19 protein-coding genes are annotated in these 23,470 nt (G+C 47.2%); 5 read left to right on the forward strand and 14 right to left on the reverse strand.

Going from position 1 to position 23,470, the window contains the following annotated elements:
* The first annotated feature begins 29 nt into the window (after nucleotides 1-29).
* Nucleotides 30-2,198, forward strand: coding sequence for a polysaccharide biosynthesis tyrosine autokinase (locus tag B9Y77_RS04715; RefSeq protein WP_085490663.1), 2,169 nt, complete (start codon nucleotides 30-32; stop codon nucleotides 2,196-2,198).
* A gap of 63 nt (nucleotides 2,199-2,261) precedes the next feature.
* Here B9Y77_RS04715 and B9Y77_RS04720 read toward each other — a convergent pair whose 3' ends face one another.
* Both B9Y77_RS04720 and B9Y77_RS04725 read right to left on the reverse strand, forming a co-directional pair.
* Nucleotides 2,262-3,842 carry an ATP-binding protein gene (locus B9Y77_RS04720; protein ID WP_085491447.1) on the reverse strand — a complete coding sequence of 527 codons (1,581 nt, stop codon included), beginning with the start codon at nucleotides 3,840-3,842 and terminating at the stop codon, nucleotides 2,262-2,264.
* 77 nt (nucleotides 3,843-3,919) lie between these two features.
* A complete protein-coding gene (locus B9Y77_RS04725; protein ID WP_085490664.1) occupies nucleotides 3,920-4,414 on the reverse strand; it encodes a nucleoside deaminase in 495 nt (164 codons plus the stop codon).
* A gap of 160 nt (nucleotides 4,415-4,574) precedes the next feature.
* Between B9Y77_RS04725 and B9Y77_RS04730 the strand changes: the two genes are divergently transcribed.
* The gene (locus B9Y77_RS04730; RefSeq protein WP_085490665.1) at nucleotides 4,575-5,456 is read left to right on the forward strand and encodes an arginase family protein; all 882 of its coding nucleotides are present in this window, start codon (nucleotides 4,575-4,577) and stop codon (nucleotides 5,454-5,456) included.
* Here B9Y77_RS04730 and B9Y77_RS04735 read toward each other — a convergent pair.
* The 6 genes from B9Y77_RS04735 to B9Y77_RS04760 form a co-directional block, all read right to left on the reverse strand.
* Nucleotides 5,443-5,634, reverse strand: coding sequence for a hypothetical protein (locus B9Y77_RS04735; protein WP_085490666.1), 192 nt, complete (start codon nucleotides 5,632-5,634; stop codon nucleotides 5,443-5,445). The genes B9Y77_RS04730 and B9Y77_RS04735 overlap by 14 nt on opposite strands.
* Nucleotides 5,621-6,178, reverse strand: a complete 558-nt coding sequence (locus tag B9Y77_RS04740; RefSeq protein ID WP_085491448.1) for a hypothetical protein — start codon at nucleotides 6,176-6,178, stop codon at nucleotides 5,621-5,623. The genes B9Y77_RS04735 and B9Y77_RS04740 overlap by 14 nt, the downstream gene beginning before the upstream one ends.
* Nucleotides 6,179-6,426: 248 nt before the next feature.
* Nucleotides 6,427-9,399: a type I restriction endonuclease subunit R gene (locus tag B9Y77_RS04745; protein ID WP_085490667.1), complete on the reverse strand. Its 2,973-nt coding sequence runs from the start codon at nucleotides 9,397-9,399 to the stop codon at nucleotides 6,427-6,429.
* Nucleotides 9,400-9,446: 47 nt separating this feature from the next.
* Nucleotides 9,447-10,715 (reverse strand): restriction endonuclease subunit S, encoded by a 1,269-nt coding sequence (locus tag B9Y77_RS04750; RefSeq protein WP_085490668.1) that lies wholly within the window; start codon nucleotides 10,713-10,715, stop codon nucleotides 9,447-9,449.
* 94 nt (nucleotides 10,716-10,809) lie between these two features.
* Nucleotides 10,810-12,648 (reverse strand): type I restriction-modification system subunit M, encoded by a 1,839-nt coding sequence (locus B9Y77_RS04755; RefSeq protein WP_085490669.1) that lies wholly within the window; start codon nucleotides 12,646-12,648, stop codon nucleotides 10,810-10,812.
* 395 nt (nucleotides 12,649-13,043) lie between these two features.
* Entirely contained in the window at nucleotides 13,044-14,738 is a 1,695-nt protein-coding gene (locus B9Y77_RS04760; protein ID WP_085490670.1) for a pectate lyase family protein, read from the reverse strand.
* 176 nt (nucleotides 14,739-14,914) lie between these two features.
* Here B9Y77_RS04760 and hisC point away from each other — a divergent pair, with 176 nt between their 5' ends.
* Both hisC and B9Y77_RS04770 read left to right on the forward strand, forming a co-directional pair.
* Entirely contained in the window at nucleotides 14,915-16,024 is a 1,110-nt protein-coding gene (gene hisC / locus B9Y77_RS04765) for a histidinol-phosphate transaminase (protein WP_085490671.1), read from the forward strand.
* 68 nt (nucleotides 16,025-16,092) lie between these two features.
* The gene (locus tag B9Y77_RS04770; RefSeq protein WP_254899920.1) at nucleotides 16,093-16,821 is read left to right on the forward strand and encodes a pseudouridine synthase; all 729 of its coding nucleotides are present in this window, start codon (nucleotides 16,093-16,095) and stop codon (nucleotides 16,819-16,821) included.
* Here the strand turns inward: B9Y77_RS04770 and B9Y77_RS04775 are convergent.
* The 5 genes from B9Y77_RS04775 to B9Y77_RS04795 are packed head-to-tail and all read right to left on the reverse strand — an operon-like array spanning nucleotide 16,818 to nucleotide 21,825.
* Nucleotides 16,818-17,702 (reverse strand): NAD(+)/NADH kinase, encoded by an 885-nt coding sequence (locus B9Y77_RS04775; protein WP_085490673.1) that lies wholly within the window; start codon nucleotides 17,700-17,702, stop codon nucleotides 16,818-16,820. The genes B9Y77_RS04770 and B9Y77_RS04775 overlap by 4 nt on opposite strands.
* Nucleotides 17,703-17,754: 52 nt before the next feature.
* Nucleotides 17,755-19,134 carry a 3-phosphoshikimate 1-carboxyvinyltransferase gene (locus B9Y77_RS04780; RefSeq protein WP_085490674.1) on the reverse strand — a complete coding sequence of 460 codons (1,380 nt, stop codon included), beginning with the start codon at nucleotides 19,132-19,134 and terminating at the stop codon, nucleotides 17,755-17,757.
* A 19-nt stretch (nucleotides 19,135-19,153) separates the two neighbouring features.
* Nucleotides 19,154-20,338, reverse strand: a complete 1,185-nt coding sequence (locus tag B9Y77_RS04785; RefSeq protein WP_085490675.1) for a prephenate dehydrogenase/arogenate dehydrogenase family protein — start codon at nucleotides 20,336-20,338, stop codon at nucleotides 19,154-19,156.
* A complete protein-coding gene (locus tag B9Y77_RS04790) occupies nucleotides 20,338-20,601 on the reverse strand; it encodes a chorismate mutase (RefSeq protein ID WP_014547164.1) in 264 nt (87 codons plus the stop codon). The genes B9Y77_RS04785 and B9Y77_RS04790 overlap by 1 nt, the downstream gene beginning before the upstream one ends.
* Before the next feature lie 60 nt (nucleotides 20,602-20,661).
* Nucleotides 20,662-21,825: a mechanosensitive ion channel family protein gene (locus B9Y77_RS04795; protein ID WP_085490676.1), complete on the reverse strand. Its 1,164-nt coding sequence runs from the start codon at nucleotides 21,823-21,825 to the stop codon at nucleotides 20,662-20,664.
* Nucleotides 21,826-21,882: 57 nt separating this feature from the next.
* Between B9Y77_RS04795 and galE the strand changes: the two genes are divergently transcribed.
* Entirely contained in the window at nucleotides 21,883-22,899 is a 1,017-nt protein-coding gene (galE, locus tag B9Y77_RS04800; protein ID WP_085490677.1) for a UDP-glucose 4-epimerase GalE, read from the forward strand.
* Nucleotides 22,900-22,988: 89 nt separating this feature from the next.
* Here galE and B9Y77_RS04805 read toward each other — a convergent pair whose 3' ends face one another.
* A complete protein-coding gene (locus B9Y77_RS04805; RefSeq protein WP_073422928.1) occupies nucleotides 22,989-23,459 on the reverse strand; it encodes a hypothetical protein in 471 nt (156 codons plus the stop codon).
* Nucleotides 23,460-23,470: the final 11 nt, after the last annotated feature.

A 23,470-nucleotide genomic window follows, 5' to 3' on the forward strand; every position in this document is an offset into this window, starting at 1 on the left:
TATATACGAATCCTAAATACTGAATAATTATGATTAATGAAGTCAATCAAAAACAAAATTCGCAATGCTCAGAGCATTCGAAGCCAGTCGATGCAGCACAAGATATTCTCAACCTGCTAAATATTATCCGACATCACTGGATCATAATCGTGAGTTTTACTATTGTCGGCTTAATGGCGGGGCTAACCTACTCCCGCTATAGCCGAAACTTATTTGAATGCACCACAATGCTCCAGCTCGACACAAAATCGAAGAACGCCAAAGCAATTGTAGATATCGGCGATCTTTTCCAGCAGCAGAGTCCTGCCAAAGCAGAAATACTCTTGATTCAAAGCATGAGCGTCATGCTACCCGTTGTTGAAAAACTGCACTTAAATTATACAGCAAAACCACTGGGGATAATCGATCGTCTTTTGCAGCGCGAAGGCCGCATGGACTTGAAACTGTTCGAGCCGCCAAAACCCAAGGATGATGAAAAGATCGAATGGATTACCGAAATCCTTTCTGATAGTACTTATGATTTACGTTCTCCGTTTGGAGGTAGCCTTGTCATAGGCAAAATTGGAGAAACCTATCGCGTGCCTTTTGCTGATGATACCGTAGCCATTTCTGTTGAGTCCATATCCGCCAAACCAGGGCAAAAATTCAGTCTTACGAGGATACCAGCCCTTTACGCAGCGAAAAATTTGAGTCTAGCCATAAACGCAATTGAAAAAGAAAAAAATACCAACATCATTGAAATATCGTACATGGACCGTTATCCAGACCGAGCTGCTGCAGTGCTCAACGCCATCGCCGAAACTTATGTGCGACAGAACGTCGAGATGCGCAGTGCAGAAGCCGAGAAATCCCTCGAGTTTCTGGAACAGCAATTGCCGTCCATCAAGGCAAAGCTTGATTCCGCACAACAACTCTTGACAAACTACCGTAACACAGTCGGGACAGTCGATTTGGGAGCGGAAGCCCAAGGAACCTTGAAACGTCAGGTGGAACTCAGGACAATGTTGCTGGCTTCGCAGCAGGATTACCAGGAAAAAAGCCGTCTGTTCAAGCAGGACCATCCTGTCATGCAGGCCCTTTTGCAACAACAGGCCCGCCTAAAAAAAGAGATTGGTATCGAAGAGAACAAGACGAAGAAACTTCCGACCACACAACAGGACGTTTTAAAGCTCCAGCAGGACGTCGAAATCAACAACGAACTCTATACAAGCGTTTTGAACAATATGCAACAACTTCGCGTGGTACGTGCAAGTGAAATCGGCAACGTGCGCATTGTCGATAAAGCTTATATCGACGCCAAACCAGCAAAGCCAAATCGCAAAAAGATCACACTGGCAGGCTTTGCAGGAGGACTTGGATTCGGTTGCATTCTAGTCATTCTTTTGCAGCGCATACGAAATCGAGGCGTAGGGTCATCCACCCAAATAGAACACGAAACTGGAGTGAGCGTCTATGCAAAGATTCCTAAGACAAAAATCAACCCCAAGCTTCCGAACGTCAACGACAAGCGTTTCATTTTGGCAAAGGAAGATTCCGAAGATATCGCTATAGAAAGAATCAGGACTCTCCGCACGACATTGGAATTTTCTTGTTTGGACGAAGGTGGAAAAGTAGTCATAGTAACAGGCATCACCCCCGGTGCCGGAAAATCATTCATTTCATTAAACTTGGCATACCTTTTTGCTAAACAAGAGAAACGAGTACTGTTCATTGATGCCGACCTCCGCAAGTCAAGGCTTTCTCACATACGTGAGAAGGGCGTTTCTGATATAATCTCAAAAGTCTGCCATTTAGAGGACGTCATAATTAATTTGGGCGAAGGTGCAGACTTTTTACCTAACGGAACACATACACAAAACCCAGCCGAAATGCTCTCGTCCAAAGCATTTGCAGAACTCATACACGAATGTCGAGAAAAATACGATGTCGTCATCATCGATACTCCGCCGACATCACTTGTTTCTGACGCCCAAGCCATTGCAAAATTGGCCGACTTCGGTTTGCTAGTCATTGAGTACAAAAAACATACCATGGAAAGCATACAAGAAGCCATAGACCTAATCAGCTCTTCCAAACTTGAGAAAAAAGCTATTGTGTTGAACCAATGTGTTCAAGACGACAGTTCCTATGGTTATGGATACGGTTATGGATATGGCTACGGCTATAAGAACCGATACAGATCCGACGAAAAGAAATAACTAATAAGTATCCCCCGACATAGCAAATGTCGGGGGAATTTTTGTCTAGATCAACGATGTAATTTACCCATCCACCATTTTCCAATCGCCGATATTCCGTTTTTTTGAATCGATGTTTACGGCAACTTTGTATAGTTTCTTCGGTAAACCTTGTTCAGTTTTATGTAGTCTGTACGGGTCAAGGTAACCACGGCTGCCAATTTGAGCCAAAGCATCTTCAATTGAACCGTCCAACTTGAATTCAATAACATATACGGCAGTCTTTGTTTCCAACACTATATCGGCACGACCGCCAGCAGATTTCTGTTCACAATGGACTAGAAACGGAGTCGCAATACGGAAAACCCCGAAAATTAAAGTACTATAGAGAAGTTCATCCCGCTTTGCGGCATCGTAAGGGATGTCGCTCAAGTAAACCTTGATTGCATCCATCACAGAAGCCACATCGCCAGAATTAAATCCGTTGATGATTGTGTTCGCAACGGCGTTATATGCCATAGAATCCTTGCCCGAAAAATACTTTAAAAGTCCCTTGGTAAAGCCTTCTGCAACTTCCTCGTTCGGGTATGCCAGCGTGTATGGCAAAAACTGCGATTCGTCATAACCTTTAATAGTCAGGTAGCCGCTCTGGTATAGCACAGGAACTGGGCTGCCATTCCCTTCTGTCGGAACATTAAAGTCATCAGCAGAAGCGGCAATTCCGTTTTTCAAAAGCTCCGGATCAATGCCAAACTTGCAAATCCAATCCATGAGGTATGTCGGAGTTCCCGTTTCGAACCAGTAATTTGTAAGATCTTTATCTTGCAATGCATTTATCAAACTGAACGGATTGTATACGTCTGGCGACTTTTTGGAAAAATGGTAACCGTCATACTTGCGCTTAAGTCCCGCGCACACCTGTTCAAAAGTTTTGCCGGTAGCTTGAGCCATCACCTCAATTTCGGGATTCATCTGCGTCCGCAGTTCTTCTTCGGTAATGCCACAGAGAGCCGCATAATCATCGACCATGCTGATGATTTTCAGGTTATTGAGTTCGCTAAAAATACTCAACTGGCTGAACTTGGTAATACCCGTAATGAATATGAACTTAAGATGATCATCAAGACTCTTGAGCGGGCTGTAAAAGTCGCGTAATTTTTGACGCATTTGGTCAAAAGCATCTTTGTCAACAAGAGTATCCAGAAGCGGAGCATCATATTCATCAACAAGGAAAACAACCTTCTGCCCCGTTTTTTGCTCGGCTCTCAATATGAGTCCGTTCAATCTGGAACTTGGAGAATTCTCGTCAATTCCTTTCCCGTAAACTTTTTCGTATTCAGCAAGACTGAGATTAATCAGTTCATCCAGCATGCCGGGGTTCATATATTTCATTTTGCTGAAATCGAACCTTAAAACTGGATGTTTTTTCCACTCCGTTTCTAGCTTGTCAATGGCAAGCCCAGCAAACAACTCCTTGCGACCACTAAGGTAACAGTCTAGCGTACTGATAAGCAACGATTTTCCAAAACGCCGAGGGCGAGCCAGAAAATAGACTTTGCCTTCCTTGACCAGCTTATACACCAAACCGGTCTTATCAACGTAAATCGCATTATTCTCCCGGATAACCGAGAAAGACTGCATACCTATAGGGAACATTCTTGCCATATCGCTAATATAATAAAAGAGAGCAAAGCGAACAAGCGGGGACGCTTTCGACCCCATTTGAGAGTCTCAGAACCACTTTAATAACGAGTCTTGTCCGTCTTTGTCGCCCACTTTTTAAATGCAACTAGCGCTTCGTTCCGCATAAAATGATCGCACTTGATGGCGCGTTTTTCGTACGGCAAGTCAAGCTGATCATAAATAAAGGAATCGTCAAATTCAATTGCGGCAGCATCGGCTTTTGTATTGGCGTAGCAGATGCGTTTGACTCGAGCCCAGTACAGAGCGCTCAGGCACATCGGACAAGGTTCGCAACTCGTGTAAACAGTACAGCCGTCCAGCATGAAAGTTCCGAGTTTTGCACAAGCATTGCGAATTGCAGTTACCTCAGCATGAGCCGTCGGGTCGTTATTCGGCACAACGCGATTTGCGCCCGTAGCCACAACCTCGCCATCCTTGACAATCACAGCGCCAAACGGACCACCACCATTATCAACATTTTCAACGGACAACTGAATTGCCATCTGCATAAAGCGCTTGTCTTCATCCGTAATATTCTTCAATTCTTCTTGCATAAAAACTCCTTGACCTCACTAAAATAATCAAAAAATCGAGGAAAAACAACAACAAGAAAAATTCAAAACATGCTATTTCTACCAAAGTCTGTCATGACAGCCTCCGAGCGAGCAACGCCTTTTTTGCCCAAGACAGCAGATTTTTAACTATTTTTTGACAATGATGATTACAGTTCAAGATTTCACGGGCGTTTACGCCGAACAAGCCTTTATGCAAGAACTGCGCGCCACCGCAGAAACAAGCAAGGACGTTCGCTGGCTCGACTGCACGAAAATCGTAGGAACCGACTGCTACTGTGACGACGACGCCATCAAGGAAATCAACGAATTGATTGATAACGCAGAGAGCAACAGCAAGAGTGAAAGCGACCGCAATATCGAGAATCGCGACAATTCCACAAGCGGCATTGCGCCACAACTAAGTATTCACTTTTTTGACAACGGCAATTATCATTACATGAGCAAGCTCTGGACTGACAGAGTCCAAGAACCGTTTACGCTCATCGTATTTGACCACCATCCTGACATGCAACCACCCCGCTTTGGCGGAATTTTAAGCTGTGGCGGCTGGGTCAAAGAAGTCCTCGACAACAATAAGTTTGTCCAAAACGTCATTATCATCGGAGTCAAGGATGAACTCGTCGAAACCGTCCGCAAAGAGCTTTCGCAATCCGGGGAAGCTAATATTTTAGAGAAGGTTACATTCATCAAAGAAAGTGAACTCAGCATTCTCTCGTCTCTAATCTGCAGCGATTTTGTGAACGTCCTCTCGCCTAATCTCTACATTTCCATCGACAAGGACGCACTCTCACCCACCTACGCTGCAACCAACTGGGATCAAGGTTCACTTACGCTTGACGCCCTCAAAAATTTCATCACGACACTTACCGCAGGTCGCAAAATTCTTGGCATTGACATCTGCGGCGAACGCGCCCACGATTTCGAAGGCAACGAACACCACACTGTTCAAGAGGCTGATTCGCTCAACAGCGAGCTAAATCGCGAACTTGTCGAGTTTTTAAAGAAGATTAAGGAATCTTGAACTGCAGAATTTCTTCGGCGGTCAATTCATCAAATTCCTTTCCCACACGCTCAGCGTACTTTCCCAATTCATAGATATTCAACTTGCTTTTCGGCGGATTCTTATACGGATCAGGCGGAGCCAAATACTCTTCCATGGAATCAGCTAAAATAACAGCGGGCTTTCTAATTCCACTCATAGGTATAGACCTCCAGGAGTTTTCGAGACGTTTCCGTTTTAACAGCAAATTGATATGGATGCAACGCACCCAAATAAGTTGCTCCTAGAACATCAATATAATGATTTAACAGTTCCTTGTTAAGGGCAAAACCATAAATAAATCCATCATACCCCCAAGCAAAAGAACGGTCGGCCGCAATAGCAAAAAGATGACCTCCAACACCGATGTATTTTTGAACTTTTGCAAGGCCTTTGTTATTGTGCGGAGCAGTACATGCCCAATGAATATAAGCAGCCCGTGCGTCTACATCATTTCTCACCCCTACAAGCCCCTGGATTTCATTATTTTCCTTCAACGCAAGGGCAAAAACTTCAACTTCTTTGGGCGTTTTTATCCAATTGATTCCCCAACCATTCTTTTCGTTGAATTGTCTCAGGAAAGACCTACTTTCAATCCTGAACACCACAGTTTCCTTAATTTCACCAGTCTCGGTATCTTTGAGACAGGGAACAATTTCGTCAAGCCAAATGCCGACACCACCAGCGTTTACTCCATTCTTCATTTTTCGCTCCTCTCCGCCTACAAGCATAAAAAGGCGGGGCTTAATTGTTTGTCGCCCAAAGCATATAAGTATACATTTGAACACTAACAAATATAAATTACTAGATGGCGATAGTCAAGAGGTTTTCCACTTTTTTGTCATTTATCTCATTTAGCAACCCATGGTTGCTATTTTGCAATTTCAAAAAGAGCAGGCATTGCCTGCTCTTTTTTTTGCAAGCAGAACTTGCACAAACTACTTAACCTTCCCTATCCGACAGTCGCTCTCACCATTGTTCTTGCAGCAGAAATGACCCGTTCCACGAGGAAATTTTGAAATTCCTGATTATTAAGGAATATGCGGAAGAGTTCCGAGCGGGCAGCCATATTCTTGACGATGATTTGCTGCAAGGCATCATTGCCTTCGATTTGCACAGTTGATTCATCGGCATGCAAAACGGCATTGGCGAAACTTTCATTTTCGGCAAGTTCCTTGGGCAGTTCATCAATATCCTTCTTGACCTTATCGGGATATTCCCATTCCACACCGCCGTAGCGTTGATTGAATTCCTCCAGAATATCACTCAACTTGACAAGTTCCGGTTCCTTTTTGCCAACGGCTCCATTACCTGTCGGCACGGGCGCGATTTCGGCATTCTCGTTTTCGAGAGAAATCTTTGCCGCTTCTTGCTCCACAATTCGTAATTGGTCAAAGTCAATAGAATCTAACAAGCCTTCTGTAAAGTCGTCATCTTTTAACTTTGGCAATTTCGTCACGAGAAACTTGTAGAACGTCCAGCGTTTTTCCCAATCCTTACTACCGAACGGCATAATGGCAGCAAGGAAAGTGTAGATGCGCACGAAATTCTTCATGGCACTCTTGCATGCAATTTGCTGTTCTTCTTGCAAGTCATTCTTAAAGCGGTCCACGCACACATTGATAATCGGATCCAGTTCTTCGCGTGGAGCAGAACCAAAATACTTTTGGCAATACAAATCTATCTCGGCTTGCGTGTAGATATTGTATTCATCCAACTCAAAAATCAAGTCGTTCAGTTTATTCGGATCGGTTTCGCCAGCAAGCGTCGTCATCTTGTAATAGCGTTGGAACGACGCCTTGATATTTTCAGGCTCATTCGCGAAATCGAGAATGAAGGTATCTTTCTTTTTTGGATGACAGCGATTTAAGCGGCTAAGCGTCTGCACAGCCTTGATATCTGTTAAGCCTTTATCGACATACATCGTATGCAGCAGCGGTTCATCGTAACCCGTCTGGAATTTGTCGGCAACAACAAGAATGCGATACGGGTCCACCTTCATGTTCTTTTCGATATCGGCAGACGGGAACTTGTTGATGCTCGCCTCGGTTTCTTCCTTGCCGTGATACATTTTCTTTCCGCTAAATGCAACAACAGCCTTGTACGGACTCTTCATATCCTGCAACTGCTTCGAAATGGCGTAATAGTAATCAATCGCCCTTTCGATTCCGGCAGTCACCACCATGGCACGGGCCTGTCCACCCACCTTGTTCTTGTTGATGACGTTATTGATAAAGTGGTTTACAATGATGGCGGCCTTTTTCTCGACCGTTTCGGGGCGACTCTCCACATACCAGCGGATTTTCTTTTGCGCCTGGTCGCGGTCAAATTCAGGATTTTCCTTTCGCTTGCGGATGATTTCCGATTCAACGACCTTGTAGTAACTCTGGTACGGCGTATAGTTTTTCAGCACATCCAGGATAAAGCCTTCCTGAATGGCCTGGCGCATGGTGTAATTGTGGTGCGGTTCGAATTTCGGTTTTCCATCAGGTTGTGGAATCTTTTTTCCGAACATTTCGAGAGTTTTGTTCTTGGGAGTCGCGGTAAAGGCGTAGTAATTCGCGTTCTTTACCATCTTACGACCTTCTATAGTCTTGTTCAAGATGTCTTCGAAATCTTCCTCACTCTCAGCATCAACACCGGAAATTGCCATATTCATTTTAGCCGAAAGCGAGCCGTTTTGACTACTATGAGCTTCGTCAATGATAATTGCAAAACGACGGTTTGCAAGCGTCGTGCCTATTTCCTTGAGAATAAAAGGGAATTTGTGAACAATCGTGATGATAATTCGCTTGCCAGCAGTGAGTTCATTGCGCAGCGTTTCCGAAGAATCCGCCCAACCAACAATATTACCAAGTTGGTTATAGGCTTTTATATTATTACGAATTTGCTTGTCAAGATTCACACGGTCAGTTACAACAATAATGGAATCCATCAGCTTCTCTGTACCACGCAATTGCTGAGCAAGCATAAAGGCGAGCCACGTAATCGTATTCGATTTACCCGAACCCGCACTATGCTGAATCAGGAATTTTTGCCCTAATTCATGCGACTTGGTTTCTCTTACCAAATAACGAACCGCATCAAGCTGGTGGTAACGAGGCCACACAACAGATTCTTTAACAAGCCTTCCTTTTTCATCTGTAAATCTAGCCACTTGTGCCAAATTTTCAATAATGTACGAGAGCGTAGGCTTTGTAAGCACGTAATCCCATAAGTAGGCCGTTCGCGGACCATTCGGATTCAACGGATTGCCAGCACCTCCATCAACACCCTTGTCAAACGGCAGGAACCACGATTCCTTGCCCTTCAATTCCGTACACATGCGGATGTTGTCATCATCTACGGCAAAGTGGACCGCACAACGCCTGGGCTGCAACAGCAATTCCTTGGGATTGCGTTCATTCGGGTTAGAATACTGTGCAACCGCATTCAACACGGTCTGGCCGGTATAATGATTCTTGAGTTCAATGGTGATGACAGGCATGCCGTTAATGAAAATCACCATGTCGATAGAGAGATCCGGATTTGCGACGCTAAAGTGAACCTGGCGTGTGACAGAAAAAATATTTTTATTGTAAAAGACATGTCCCGATTCGCTTAATTCAGAAGGGAGTGGGTAATACATGTCAAAATGCGTGGTATTGTAATTGTACCCCTTGCGAATAACATCAATAACACCACGCTTAGTAATTTCGTTTTTGAGTCGTTCGAAGAATGAATGTCGTGAGTGTTCATTGCTAAAATCTACAGCATTTCGAACTTTATCCTGTTGCGTATCACAAAGGAACGTTTCGATCTTATTGCAATCTAAAGCATAATCGGTGCTGTAATCGGATGATATCCCCCTAAAGTAGCCGTTCTGCTCAAGAAGGTATTTTTCGATGAGAGTTTCGAGACCTTTTTCTGAAGTATCCGTTGGCATATTTCAAACCTCTTTTCTTTTAAGTTCACTGAGCTTGCCGAAGTGAACTAACAAACTTTTACCTTGCCTGTAACCACATCACTTATCAAACTTTGCTTATACTCGTTCAAGTTCGCAATCTGATTTTCGATGGACGCAATCTGAGAATCGATAGAAGAAACTTTCTTCTCTATATAGGCAACAATTTCCTTTTGTTCGGAAAGAGGGGGAATAATCACAGGAAATGTATAGAACTTACTTGGATATAATCTCAATCTACTGTCAATAATCCCTTTTGAAAGAGTTTTAAAAGCCCCTGCATAAGCCTTTAGCCTCAGCAAATAGTGAAAGTACTTCGGAACACAATCAATTATAAAATTGAACACGCAATACGCAGGACTTATCACACCTTCTAATTCTGAAACAGCATAACTACCATTCCACGCAAGCATAATATTCATTACAAACTGATTTTTGTGAACAATTTTATAACCTTCAGTTGTTTCCGCCTCAAACATCCCAACCTTTTCACAATCTCGCTTTAAAGAAACTCCAGTGTACTGTGAAAGGCTTAACAATTCACCTGTATTATCGGTAATTTTCTCATCGCTCTCATTAAAAACATGTCTTATTCTTTTTACTTCCCAGTTTTCAGGGATTTTCCCAATCCAGGAGATGCCAGAGTCTTTCATTCGGCAATCCTTATTCAACTTGCCTGTGACGGCATTTGCGATAACGGACTGTTTGTATTCTTTCAGGAGTTCGATTTGTTTCTGTTTTGCCGAAACAAGTTCATTGATTTGTGCAGTCTTTTTGTCCAAGTATTCCGCAATCGCCTTTTGTTCTGAGAGAGGAGGGATAGGAATAAGTTGATTTTTTATATCTGCAAATGACAAAGTTAGCCTAATTCCAGAACCCATTCCATGAAGCATCTTTTTATTATCCATTGTCTTGAAAAGCCATAGATAATACATGGAATCGATGGAATTCTTTGGGGACATAGCTATATAAGCAGATGTAATAATACCCGGAGCAGGGCATATCGCAACACGCTGGGAAACGAAGTCGTAATTAAGATTTAGGCCATTAAAAACAATATCATTCTCGTTTAAAACCGTGTATTTGACATAGGTATCTTCATATTCCCGTTCATCGCCAAGTTCATTCTTCAGAACAAGGGAACCAAATTTAAACTGATAAGCCTTTTTGAAGATGAAATCTTTATTTAGCGCTTTGTTTTCATTAAAATACGCTCCAACACGTTTCGTTTCCCAATGTTCCGGCACCTCTCCTATCCAAGAGATTCCTGAATCCTTGTATCGCGCATACTTTCTCATACAAACAAATTCCTTTAGATTCTTCGACTCCACTTCGTTCCGCTCAGAATGACACTCGAATAAGAGATTGCTTCGCTCAGGATGACAAATGGGGCTATTCTTCCAGAATCTCCGCTAGGGCACCTTCGGTTTGCCGTTCCAGTTTCATGATGTCGTTCTTGATATCTTTCAGGCTACGGAGTTCCACAGGCTTGTAGAAATACTTGGTAAAGCTCAGTTCGTAACCAATGGTGGGTTCGCCGAAAATCACGTCGGGCGTGTAGGGTTTGACTTCGTTCTCGTAGAAGCCTTCAATCCCGCCAGGATAGTTCATCGGAATCTGTTCCGTTTCGTTACGGCTCGCCTTGTATTTTACATTGCCTTTCTTGTCCTTGACCGGTTTTCCACTTTCGTCCAATACGGGCTTCATCAGCGGCACAGACCAGTAACCGAATTCAGAATTGTCGAAAATCTTGCTCTGTTCCGTTTCCTTGAAATCCATCAGGAGTTTCAAAATCTTTGCACGGTCCGCCTCGTTCGTTTCGCAATTCTTTTCGCCCAGATTCTTGCGAAGCGGGGTCTTGATGGCAGTCGCATCAATCAACTGCACCTTGCCCTTGCGGCGTTTTTCCTTGCGGTTCGTGACAATCCAGATGTAGGTGCCGATACCCGTGTTGTAGAAATCCTTTTCAGGCATGGCGACAATCGCTTCGAGCATATCGTTTTCGATGATATACTTGCGCAAGTTGCTATTGCCCGAGCCCGCATCACCCGTAAAGAGCGAACTTCCGTTGTGTACTTCCACAATGCGAGTGCCGAGTTCCGTTTCCTTCATGCGGCTCACGTTGTTCGCCAAGAAGAGCATCTGCGGGTCGCCAATGTCGGGGACAAAGTTTATGTCGTCCGAAAGCACAAAACGGCTGTCGGTGATTTCCTTCTTGTCCGAAATTCCCCAGTTCTTGAGGTCTTCTTTCCATGCCGTACCAAACGGCGGGTTCGAAATGCAGAAGTCATAAGTTTCGCCAATGTGACCGTCTTGCGAAATGGTCGAGCCAAAAGCGATATAATCGCGCTGCTGCTTGTTCAACGAATAACTGAAGCTCTTGATTTGGCCCGAAATCATGATGTCCGCCTTGCAGGTGGCGTAAGTATCGGGCATCAGTTCCTGACCGAAAATGTGAATCTTGATTTTCTTGTCGCGTTCTTTCGCCATGTCAAGGATTTTCTCCTTGGCAACCGACAAGATTCCTCCCGTACCGCAGGCTCCATCGTAAATGGTGTATGTCGAATTTTCAAGTTTGTCCGCAATCGGGAGTATAGTCAAGTCGGCAAGCAGTTTCACCATATCGCGCGGCGTAAAGTGACGACCGGCGCTAGTCACCGCGTAGGCTTCGTTGAAGCGGCGAAGCAGTTCTTCGAACACCGTTCCCATCATGTGGTTATCGACACCGGGCAAGGTCTCTTTTCCGCTCGCATCTTTTACAGACAAGATTCCCAAGTTGATGGACTTGTCGGTAAACTTCTCGAGAATGGATCCCAGGCGGTTGTTCTCGGTAAGCTTGTCGATGGTCGGCAACAGTTCGAATTTCTTGACAATATCCTGGACATCCTTGCTATAGCCGTCGATGTATTCCAAGAAGTTCATTTTGAGACGGGAAGGATTTGTCTCTGCCGTCAGCGTGCGCATCGTGAACTTTGAAACATTCACAAAGGGATACTTGGTGATGGCGGTCAGCACAGGCTCGTAGTTCACAATCTTCTGCTTGTCGAGTTCGGCCTTTTGCTTGAGAACAGCCTCTTTTGTGGGCTCCAAAAGCACATCAATGCGGCGGAGCACCATCATCGGGAGAATGACCTTCTTGTAATCAACCTGTTCAAAAACATCCACCAACACATCGTTGGCGATATTCCACATAAAACTGACCAGCTTGTTGAACTGCTGCGTGTTATCCATAAGAACCTCAATTGTAAGCCCTTATGCAAGCACAATCAACAATCGCTCTAAATGACGTTTATGACAACAAAAAAGGCGTGGTATCGAATGCACCTACCGCCTCAGGTAACGACCAAGTAACCCAGTATCAGATAAGCACAAACGACCCACGCACAGGGTGCGTGAGTGTCTGCCTTACTCTCTGATACTTGAAATTTTGGTCGTTTTCGAGGCGAGAATAAGAGCTATAACTCAAATTTCTATGCGCCCTACATCTTGCGATGCAAGGCTATGTCACTAACAATATAGATTATTCAAAAGAAAAAGGAGATTTCCGCGTTCGCGGGAATGACAAAAAGCGCTCACTACGACGTAAAAAAAGATGCCGCACGGAGTTCGGCGCGGCACCCCCATTTCTACTTCACGGTAATAAACTTGCTTCGATCCACGCCTGCGTCGGGAGCACTCATTCGCATCATGTACAGCCCTGCAGGCAGCCCACGTGTCATCCAGGCGACATCACCAACTTTTGCGGACAGCACATTCATACGGCGAACCAGCGAGCCCTTCGTATCGAAAATGTCGACGTGATAAACGCTAGGCTCAACCACAGCAGCTGTTTTCGTGTGAATCGACGTCGGCTTTTCCGTCGTATCTTTTTCAGCAGCCTTTACGAGCGTGACATCGAACTGATCGATGTTCGGGCCATCATTACCGCCAACGGTTGCAAACTTCACAGCATTTTCATCTGCAGCAAGACTTACCAAAACTTCAGCAGTTTCCCAGACGGTCCAGCCACCCGTTGTCTTGAAAGATGTCGTTGCGGTATCCAGGCCTGCAGAAATCGCAAGAGAGCGAGCTTCACTGGAACCGTTTGCGAAATCGATATCAAAACGATATTGACCAGCCGTATCGACTTTTACTTTCACAACGACATCGCCGCCCTTATCGAAATTCACGTAGCCATCGCCGTGATAGCCGCCATTGCTATTTTCAGAAACGCCACCTGTGATTGTACCCTTTTCAGCCTGGTACTGTTTATCAGGTGTCGGCGGTTCCGGTTCCACATAATTAGCATCACATTCCGTCGGACTCTTGAGCGTAGCGCCCGCATTCGCCTTCACGGCAGCTTCAACTTCGCTCGCCTTGAGCATAAAGCTCGTGTATTCATACGGCGGTGTAAAAGAAGTCCCCGTTCCCTTCGTATTGCCTGAGCAGTTTGTGAAAATGTTGTCTATAACTTCATTCACGCCCGTGCCATTTGCTACACCTGTATAAATCGGATTATTTTCGTTGATGAACACATTGCGTTCGGTGCGCACTCTGCACATATGCCCTGCAGCAACACCAAGTACATCCGTACCATTCGTGATGTTAGCGTCACCCGTTAAAAGGTTGTTCACCACATGCACATTACCATAGCGGCAGCGAGGTTTGCGCTGGTTTGCAGCCTTCCACCAGTTGAACATGTAAGTCACATTCAGCTTGCCTTCGCTTTCGGGTTCATTGTCAGAACTGCCGATGAGATTCGAAAGGTTGTGCGAACTCTTTTTCTTGTAGCCAAAAATGCACCACGTAAACGTTACGTTATCTGCACCTTTTACCACATCGGCATTGCCATCCTGACCATCCCAGAATTCACAGTGGTCAATCCATATATTTTTGGAACCGTTATTTTCAATGGTAAGGTTGTCCCAAGCCTGCTCAGCATTACTGCCCGGCCCTTGAATCACGATATTGCGAACGATAATGTTTGAAGCCTTGCTGATGTGAATTGGCGCTTTAAGCACAGTCCCCGGCTTAAGTCCGATGATGGTCTTGTTGGAACCCGTGATATTCAAGCGGTCCCCCGTTCGCCCGCTCCAGCCATCGCCAAGCGTACCGTCTATGTAAATCACACGCGGAGAAGAATCCTTCGCGTACTTTTGCAAATCAGCAAATGTTTTTACGGTAATGGGAGTTGCATTTCCGCCACCGGTTACATTAAATTCAGTCGAAGTACGGCCCGAACGAGTCGCCCAGCCAATCGGTTTGCACTGATCCACCGCTGCAGACGCACAAACAGCAAGTCCGCACAACATCGTTAAAATTCGATTAGATACTTCAAACATCTCAAAAATTCCTTATTTTTCCAACATATAATTTATATTCCTAAAGCCATTACAGGGCGCAATCCTGAATTAAATTTCTAGACATTTTGTCAAAGAAACCAAGCGACGAAACTAAAATTGCTATTATTCCTTACGGATTACAAATAATCAATAACTATAACTAGCAAATAACAACTATGGATATCAATCAGCTCGCACAACAGCACATTTTGAAGCAGCCGCTCTACGTGACCGGCAAACCCATCGCCTACACCGCTCGTGAATTCGGTCTCGACCCGAAAGACATCGACAAGCTCGCCAGCAACGAAAACCCGTTTGGCCCGAGTCCGAAGGGCATGGCCGAAGCCCGCAAGGCTTTGGAAGAAGTGAACCTCTATCCGGATGGCGGTTCTTACGACCTCATCGGAAAGATTGCTGAATTCCGCGGCGTGAACCGCGACCAGATTGCTGTGGGTAACGGCAGTAACGAACTTTTGGACATGATTGCCCAGGTGTTCCTCGGCCCCGGCACGGAAGCCGTCATGGGCAACCACAGCTTCGCTGTTTACAAGCTCGCCACGATGGCCATGAATGCCAAGATTGTTGAAGTTGACATGCCCGCTCCGGGATACAACTACAACCTCAAGGCTATGCGCGACGCCGTGAACGAAAAGACCCGCATCGTGTTCCTCGCTAACCCGAACAACCCGACCGGTTCTGATCTCACCGCCAAGGAAATTTTGGACTTCGCCGACAGCCTCCCGGAAACTTGCGTTCTCGTGATGGACGAAGCCTACACCGAATTTATCGAAGACACGCCGGAACTCGTTCCGGATTTCAACAGCCGCATCGCCGAAGGCAAGAACATCATCTGCTGCCGTACGTTCAGCAAGATCTACGGTCTCGCTGGTCTCCGCGTGGGCTACTGCATCACCCGTCCGGAAATCGTCGCCCTCATCAACCGTGTGCGTGAACCGTTCAACGTGAACAGCATCGCTCAGGCAGCTGCAATCGGCGCTATCGACGACCAGGATTACGTGAACAAGGTTCGCGAACTCAACAAGAAGGGTCTCGAACAGCTCAAGGCTGGTTTCAAGGAACTCGGCCTCGCCTTCGTCGACAGCCACGCAAACTTCATCGCCGTCAGCGGATTCAAGGATCCGATGGACGCCTTCAAGTTCTTGCAGGCCAAGGGCACCATCATCCGTCCGCAGCCGGCTATGGGTGACGTGCTCCGCATTACCGTCGGTACCGAAGCTCAGAACAAGAAATGCCTCGAAAACATCAAGGCATATCTCGGCAAGTAAACCGAGAAAGAGACTGCGCGAAGCCCGCGTCTGGCGCCACTAACGCCAAAGCTCACGGCGTTGCCCGTGTGATTTCTAAACGCGGTTTTTGCAGCAGAAGCCAAGCAGAAAACCTGGTCCGCGAGGGCCGGGTTTCTTTGCGTGGTAAAATCGTCCGCGATCCGGACACTCCCGCTCGCGAAAATGATGAAATTTGCGTTGACGGAAAGCATGTAAAAGCAAGCGAGTTCGTTTACTTTATGATGAACAAGCCGCGCGGCTATGTCACTACGGCAAGCGACGAAAAAGGGCGCGCAACCGTCATGGACCTTTTCCGCGAGCAATACGCCAAGATGTTCCCCGACAAGCCTGTGCCGCACATATCGCCCGTTGGCAGGCTCGATGCCGCCAGCGAAGGGCTTTTGCTATTTACAAACGATACGCAATGGGCGGATGCTTTGCTGAATTCTCAAGAGTCGCGCGGCCTCACCCACACAAAAATCTATCGCGTTCAGGTTGCGGGAATGCCAACTGCGGCGGAACTTTCGCAAATGGAAGCGGGTTTCAACGTTCCGCCACGCGTCTTTGGCGAACCCGAAGAGTTCATGCACGCCGTCAGCGCCAAGCTCTACAGTGCAGGCGAAAAGAACTGTTGGTTAGAAATCACCTTGGACGAAGGCAAGAATCGTGAAATTCGCCGCATGCTCGCGAAGCTCGGCTACGAAGTTTTACGCCTTGTGCGCATCAAGTTCTGCAATTTTAAGTTGGGCGATTTAAAGCAGGGTTGCATCAAAAAACTAGATGCCCCGCAACATTAAGCAGATCGCGGTTTACCCGTCCAGCCAAGCTTTTCGCGAAGAGCGCCCACAAATCCCGTGTGACGCATACGAATAAACGTCGTCACAAGCTTACTTTCAGACAACATCACATATTCATCCGGTTTCATTTCAAGCGTGATGCGCCCGTCAAAAACGAGATCAAGCGAGCAATTTACCGCCGAAGCCATTCGCAACTTTTTATCCGTCAGCGAAAGCACAAGCGGACGCACCGAGAGACTACTCGGAGCCACAGGCGTGAGCACCACTGCCGGCGTCGAAGGATGGATAATTGGGCCTCCAGCAGCAAGGTTGTATGCAGTCGAACCCGTCGGCGTCGAAACGAGAATTGAATCCGCCCAGTATTCCGTCAGGCAGGTATCGTTATAAGTCACGTTCACGTTTACCATGCGTTCCGGAGCGTGCGCGCGCACGTGGACTTCGTTCAGCACGGTCTGCTTTGCAATGCACTTTCTGCCGTGATAAACCGCAGCCTCGATCATCATGCGTTCGCGAGTCGAGAAGTCGCCAGCAAGCAAGCTATCGAGCGTCTTGGTCAAGCCTTCCACACGCGATTCCGCCAAGAATCCCACGCGCCCAGCATTCACTCCAAGAATCGGGATGTTATGGCCAAGTGCCATGTGCGCGGCCGTCAGCACCGTGCCGTCACCGCCAATCGCAAGCAGCAAATCCGTCTTCTGCAACGCGGATTCTTTCACCACGCGAATCGGCTTTTTCACGAGCTCCTTGAGGGAATCGAGCGCATAAAATTTCACCTGCGGGTGTTCAAGCGCCCAAGAAGTAATCTGCTTCAAGGCACACGCCAAATCGGCACTTTTGTCCTTGAACCCGACAATTCCAATGCTGCTGAAAGACTTTTCCATAACCATCCTCAAGTTTCGCGTTCACTCAAAGCGTTCGTTCTGCGCGCAATCCCTAACCCGCTTTTTCAGCGTTTTTCTCGGCATTTTCTGCCACAAGCACATTCTTGAGCTTGTCGACAACACCCGGGAACATCGCTTCGACCTTGTCCATATTTTCAACCGGTTCATCGTTCTGGAGGGCAAGCGACAACACGCTCAAGGCAAGTCCCATCTGCGCCGAATCGCCACCATCAAAATCGCTACCGTTCACAATCGTTTCAAGGCCGCGAATCACAAGGCCATCGTCGTACACGCCAACTTCGGCCCCCGTCTTGCGCAAGTTCACCGCCAAGAATTCATTCTTGGGGCGCATTTCCTTGCGGACTTCCTTGGGTACACGCAAAATCGTTTCGCCTTCACCGTAGCAAGCCGCCACAGCCAACAGCGGGTATTCTTCAAGCGCCGTCGCAATCACGTCTTCGCTAAAGCGACGCCCCTGCAAGCGCTTCCCAGAAGCAAGCGGCTTGATTTCGACATCGCCAAAAACATCGCCATACTTTTCACGACGGCTTACCGTTTCAACATTCGCGCCCATACGCTTGAGGCATGTGAGTGCACCCGCACGGCTGCTGTTCAAGTCTACGTTCAAAAGCTTGATGACGTTGTCCTTCGGCATGTTCCCGACAGTCGCAAGTACCGCAAATGCAGTCGCTTCCGTCGTATCGCCCGGCACATAGTATTCGCGCGCGGTAATCACCTTCGTTTCCGAAAGTTCCGTAAACTGCGTACGTTCAATCTTCTTGCCCTGAGCAATCATCAAGCGGCGTTCAAATTCGCTCAACTGTTCCATGCCACGGCCTTCATATTTCACAGCCGCACCAAAGTAAATGAGCATTTTCGTCCACTGGTCATGTACCGTAGACTTTTCTTCAAAATTCAAGTAATCATTGCGGATAAGCGCTCGGAGCAAAAGTCTATTGCGCATCACAGACGAAACGTTCCCGAGAGAATCCTTCTTGACGTTCAGTTCATCACGCAAAAAGTTAAAGACAAACTTTGCCGGTTCATCTTTTTGCACCTTAATCTTGAAATACTTCTGGAGCGTTTCCTTTGCCGCATTCACACGGGCAATGCCCGCATCATCAACTTCAGCAGCAAACGTGTAGAGCTGTTCTTCGTCCTTACTTGCGAGCGTCCAAAGCATCACGTTATCAGCTTCGTTGAACTTGAACGGAAGCATGGTCGGAATAGAGTACTGGAACCCCTTGCCATTCAAGACAAGCTGATGCCCTTGCAATTCGTAAGTGAGACCAAAATCTTTCAGCGCCTCGGCATACTTTTCACTACCACTTGCCCACGCAAAATTTTCCAACACGGTGCGGCCATTCACCAAAAGCGCCATCACCAACGTCAAATTCATCCGTTCACGGTCGGGATTCATCAAGAATTCCATCGTCTATTCCTTAAGCAAATTAACGTCTTTCTTTAACTTCGTATTCCAAATATTGCAGCGTCTTCACGGCACGGGCCGCTTCTTCTTGAGTCTTGAATGCAAGCAAAAGCGTACCCGCCACATTTTCGCGGACCTTCATGAGTTCAATATCGCGAATGTTAATACCTTCTTCAGCAAGCGGCTGCATCACGCTCAACAGAGCGCCCGGCTTATCCTTAAGCTGGACCGTAATTTCGTAGAACGAGTTGGTGTTATTGCGACCCGGAGCAAACAAGCTCGCACGGCCATCGTTACCCGCCTTGAAAATATCGGCAAGCGCCTGCGAATTATCTGCAACCACGCTATGCTCGTCATTTTCAAAATCACCCGAAGCAGGCTTACCGTCTTTCACGACGTTGAGTCCGTTCATCGCCGCAATCGTCTTGTCGAGGCCATCGCGGACTTCGCAAAGGGCGCGAGTAGTCTCATCGCGATTCGTCACGGCGATATCGTGCCACATTCCCCAGCCCGAGGCGGCAATGCGCGTCATGTCGCGGAAAGCGCGGCCTGCAAAATGCTGGTAGTTGTGCTCGAGCAAGCGTTCCGGCAAGTTCCCGGCAAGCGTTGAGCTCAGCATCTGCGGCATGTGACTCACCCATGCCATCGTGCGATCGTGATGTTCCGGCGGGAACACGACAGGATTTGCGCCCACAAAGCGGATAATTTCCAAAAGCGGGGCATAAACAGATTCAGGCGTTCCATCTGGCGGGCAGACAAACCAATATGCATTTTCAAAAATCGCAGGATCGTTGTATTCGCAAGTGCGTTTTTCAGAACCCGCCATCGGATGGCTACCGACAAAGCGGAACGGAGCGGGCAAGCGCACGCCCGCCTTGCAAATTTCAACCTTTGTCGAACCGATATCACTCACCAAGATTTCTCGGCCAGCATTAGTACCAGCCCACGAAACTTTACCGAGCGCATCAATCATCTTCAAAATGTGGAGGATCGGCGCACAGAGCAAAATCAGGTCGCTATCCTTCGCCCACTTTTCAGTCTCGTCGTATTCAAAAAATTCATCGGCAAGTTCAAGTTCACGAGCACGCTTGAGCGTTGCAGGAGAACTCACGGCACGAATCTTCGTCGGGAGCTTAGCCTGTTTGATGGCAGCAGCAATCGAGCTTGCCAAGAGGCCAAACCCCACCATAGTAATGCGGGCAACCATTATTCTTCCACCTTGCGAGTTTCTTCCATGATGACACGGAAAATATTTTGGAACGATTCCGGAGAAAGCGGGCCACCGGCCTTTGCAGCCTTCTCGGCGACCAAATTCAAGACAGACTGTTCGCGACCTTCATCAAAAACGGGCAAACCTTTCTGTTTCTTGATTTTCCCAATTTCAGCAGCGTATGTAGCCCTCTTGTTGAGGAGCGACATCAGTTCATCATTAAGTTCGTCAATGCGAATGCGCCATTCATTAATATCCATATTGACGAATGTAGAAAAAATTGAGCGACGGGCGAACGCCCGCCTCCCTACACACAAGCCTTACGGCACGCGGTTTGCGTACTGGTACAGCGAAAGCCCAAATTCCGGGAGCGATGCGATCAGAAAATCAAAAATATCGGACTGGATATTTTCGTATTCTATCCATTCCACCGTATTGGCAAACGCATAGATTTCAAGCGGGAGCCCGGTCGGCGTTGGCGCAAGTTGGCGCGTCATGAGCGTCATGTCTTGAGCAATCGTCTTACGGCTGCGGAGATACGCCGTGCAATATGCCCTGAACGTTCCGATGTTCGTCAAATGGCGACCATTCAACTTTGTAACAGTGACATTTTCCGACACACCCGAATCTTCACCGATTTCACTCAGCTTTCGTTCCAAGTACGGGCGAAGCACATCAATCTTCATGAACTTTTCAATTTCTTCAGGCGTCAAAAAGCGGATGCTCTGCTGGTCAATGAAAAGCGAACGCTTGATGCGGCGACCGCCGGATTCCTGCATACCACGCCAGTTGCGGAATGAATTGGTAATCAAGTCGTACGCCGGAATTACCGAAACCGTATTGTCCCAGTTACGCACTTTCACAGACGTGAGCGTAATGTCAATGACCGAACCATCAGCATGATGGCGTTCAATTTCAATCCAGTCGCCCTTGCGCAAGAGGTCCGACAAGTTTATCTGGATTCCAGAGACTAATCCCAAAATTGAGTCCCTGAAAACCAACAACAAGACCGTAGCCATGGCACCAAGTGTCGATAAAATAATCACCGGGCTTTTATTCACAATCTGCGACGCCACAAGGATGGTCGCCACGCAGAACATCGCAAGTTTAATCGCCTGGAAAATGCCACGCATCGGGCGCAACTTCATTTTCACATTGCGTTCATTTAAGCTTTCAATGACATCGAGCACCGCACTTGCAAGCAAGAACGCCGCCACCGTGAACAAAATATTTCCGATATGTTCACAAAATTCATAAAGCCAATGGCCCTTCGCGAGCACATACGGGAACGACTGCACCAGAATTATTACCGGCACAAAAAAGAGCGCACGCGAAATCACTTTCTTTTTCACAAGCAAGTCATCAAACTTGTTCGGAGTCTTTATGGCAATCCATTTCGCAAGCGGATGCACTACGAAATACAAAAAGGCATAAACAGCCACAACGACAGCAGAAAGTATTGCAAATTGATAGTAATCGTTCATGCCTACAATCTAAAAATTTCGTATATTATGCACCGAACTTTTATCATTGGAGCAATCATGAAAATAGCTGTTATGGGTGGCGCAGGTTATATCGGAAGCCACACCATCATCGAACTCTACAAAGCGGGTCATTCCGTTGTCGTCGTCGATAACCTCGTAAACTCAAGCGATGAATCGCTCCGCCGCGTAGCAGAGCTTGTCGGCTCCCCCATTCCGTTCGTCAAAGCAGACGTCCGTGACGCGGCCGCCATGGACAAGATTTTCAGCGAAAACAAGTTTGACGCCTGCATCCACTTTGCAGGTCTCAAGGCTGTCGGCGAATCCGTCGCGAAGCCGCTCGAATACTACGAAAACAACATGAACGCTACATTCGTGTTGCTCCATACCATGCGTAATCACGGCTGCAAGAACCTCATTTTCAGTTCTTCGGCAACCGTTTACGGCAACCCGGCACAAATCCCTATTACAGAAGCTTGTCCCAAGGGCCAATGCACCAACCCCTACGGACAGACGAAGTCCATGCTCGAAGAAATCCTCCGCGACGTGCAAAAGGCCGACCCAGAATGGAATATCGTTTTGCTCCGGTACTTCAACCCGATTGGCGCACATCCGAGCGGACGTATCGGCGAAGACCCGAACGGCATTCCAAACAACTTAATGCCTTACATCACGCAGACCGCAGTCGGACTCCGCAAGGAACTTGGCGTGTTTGGCAATGACTATGACACCCCGGATGGCACCGGTGTCCGTGACTACATCCACGTCTGCGACCTTGCCTCTGGCCACGTGAGCGCACTCAAGGCAATCGAACGCAAGTGCGGACTCGCTATTTATAACTTGGGTACAGGTCACGGTTACTCCGTGCTCGATGTCGTAAATGCTTTCGAAAAGGTCAACAACGTCAAGATTCCGTACAGCATCAAGCCGCGTCGCGCAGGCGACATCGCCACTTGCTACTGCAACCCGCAAAAGGCATTCGACGAGCTCGGTTGGAAGGCCCAGTACGGCATCGAAGAAATGTGCCGCGACGCTTGGAACTGGCAAAAGAACAACCCCAAGGGTTACAAGGGCTAAGCCATAAAAAAAATTCAGCCTCCCGCTTTAAGCGAGAGGCTTTTCAATTTCAGCAAGCGAGCAGGCGCTCGCTAAAATTTTACGCAAAATTAGTCGCGGTAGTCACGATGAGTGTGGTGTTTCTTGCGCGGCGGTTCCGGGCGATTGTTGCGATAGAGATCTTCGCATTCGCTGATGCTGCGAGCGGCAAAGAACTTACCACGTCTCGGATCTCTGCAATCAATACGGTCAGCACGGTCACGACGGTAATCAATCTGCATCCAGACATCACCATTGTTGCAATAGAAGTCAAACTTGCGTTCCTTTTCGCCACGATAGCATTCGCCACGGCTATACATCTTCTGATCGTTGCTATAACGTTCAGCATGGATTCTGTCATGACGGTCGCACTTCGGTTCTGCAAACTTGCAGGTGATCGACGGAGCCGGAGGAGGTGGCGGAGGAGGCGGAGCCACGCGAGAGCTTTCCTCTTTCTTCGGTTCAACGTTAATCGTCAATGCCATAGCAGACGTGCTAAGCAGCATGAGCGACATCGCGCAAGTAAGCATAAGCTTATTCATAAGACCTCTAT

Origin of the sequence: Fibrobacter sp. UWB13 (assembly GCF_900177805.1) — a bacterium.
Classification (GTDB): domain Bacteria; phylum Fibrobacterota; class Fibrobacteria; order Fibrobacterales; family Fibrobacteraceae; genus Fibrobacter.

Bases quoted from the DNA above. Each gene is read 5' to 3' on its own strand.
- B9Y77_RS04715 (WP_085490663.1), top strand. From the start codon at position 30: ATGATTAATGAAGTCAATCAAAAACAAAATTCGCAATGCTCAGAGCAT.
- B9Y77_RS04730 (WP_085490665.1), top strand. From the start codon at position 4,575: ATGATGATTACAGTTCAAGATTTCACGGGCGTTTACGCCGAACAAGCC.
- B9Y77_RS04805 (WP_073422928.1), bottom strand. From the start codon at position 23,459: ATGAATAAGCTTATGCTTACTTGCGCGATGTCGCTCATGCTGCTTAGC.
- B9Y77_RS04725 (WP_085490664.1), bottom strand. From the start codon at position 4,414: ATGCAAGAAGAATTGAAGAATATTACGGATGAAGACAAGCGCTTTATG.
- B9Y77_RS04760 (WP_085490670.1), bottom strand. From the start codon at position 14,738: ATGTTTGAAGTATCTAATCGAATTTTAACGATGTTGTGCGGACTTGCT.
- B9Y77_RS04750 (WP_085490668.1), bottom strand. From the start codon at position 10,715: ATGAGAAAGTATGCGCGATACAAGGATTCAGGAATCTCTTGGATAGGA.
- galE (WP_085490677.1), top strand. From the start codon at position 21,883: ATGAAAATAGCTGTTATGGGTGGCGCAGGTTATATCGGAAGCCACACC.
- B9Y77_RS04775 (WP_085490673.1), bottom strand. From the start codon at position 17,702: ATGGAAAAGTCTTTCAGCAGCATTGGAATTGTCGGGTTCAAGGACAAA.
- B9Y77_RS04735 (WP_085490666.1), bottom strand. From the start codon at position 5,634: ATGAGTGGAATTAGAAAGCCCGCTGTTATTTTAGCTGATTCCATGGAA.
- B9Y77_RS04790 (WP_014547164.1), bottom strand. From the start codon at position 20,601: ATGGATATTAATGAATGGCGCATTCGCATTGACGAACTTAATGATGAA.
- B9Y77_RS04740 (WP_085491448.1), bottom strand. From the start codon at position 6,178: ATGAAGAATGGAGTAAACGCTGGTGGTGTCGGCATTTGGCTTGACGAA.
- B9Y77_RS04785 (WP_085490675.1), bottom strand. From the start codon at position 20,338: ATGGTTGCCCGCATTACTATGGTGGGGTTTGGCCTCTTGGCAAGCTCG.
- B9Y77_RS04795 (WP_085490676.1), bottom strand. From the start codon at position 21,825: ATGAACGATTACTATCAATTTGCAATACTTTCTGCTGTCGTTGTGGCT.
- B9Y77_RS04745 (WP_085490667.1), bottom strand. From the start codon at position 9,399: ATGCCAACGGATACTTCAGAAAAAGGTCTCGAAACTCTCATCGAAAAA.
- B9Y77_RS04720 (WP_085491447.1), bottom strand. From the start codon at position 3,842: ATGGCAAGAATGTTCCCTATAGGTATGCAGTCTTTCTCGGTTATCCGG.
- B9Y77_RS04755 (WP_085490669.1), bottom strand. From the start codon at position 12,648: ATGGATAACACGCAGCAGTTCAACAAGCTGGTCAGTTTTATGTGGAAT.
- B9Y77_RS04780 (WP_085490674.1), bottom strand. From the start codon at position 19,134: ATGGAATTCTTGATGAATCCCGACCGTGAACGGATGAATTTGACGTTG.
- hisC (WP_085490671.1), top strand. From the start codon at position 14,915: ATGGATATCAATCAGCTCGCACAACAGCACATTTTGAAGCAGCCGCTC.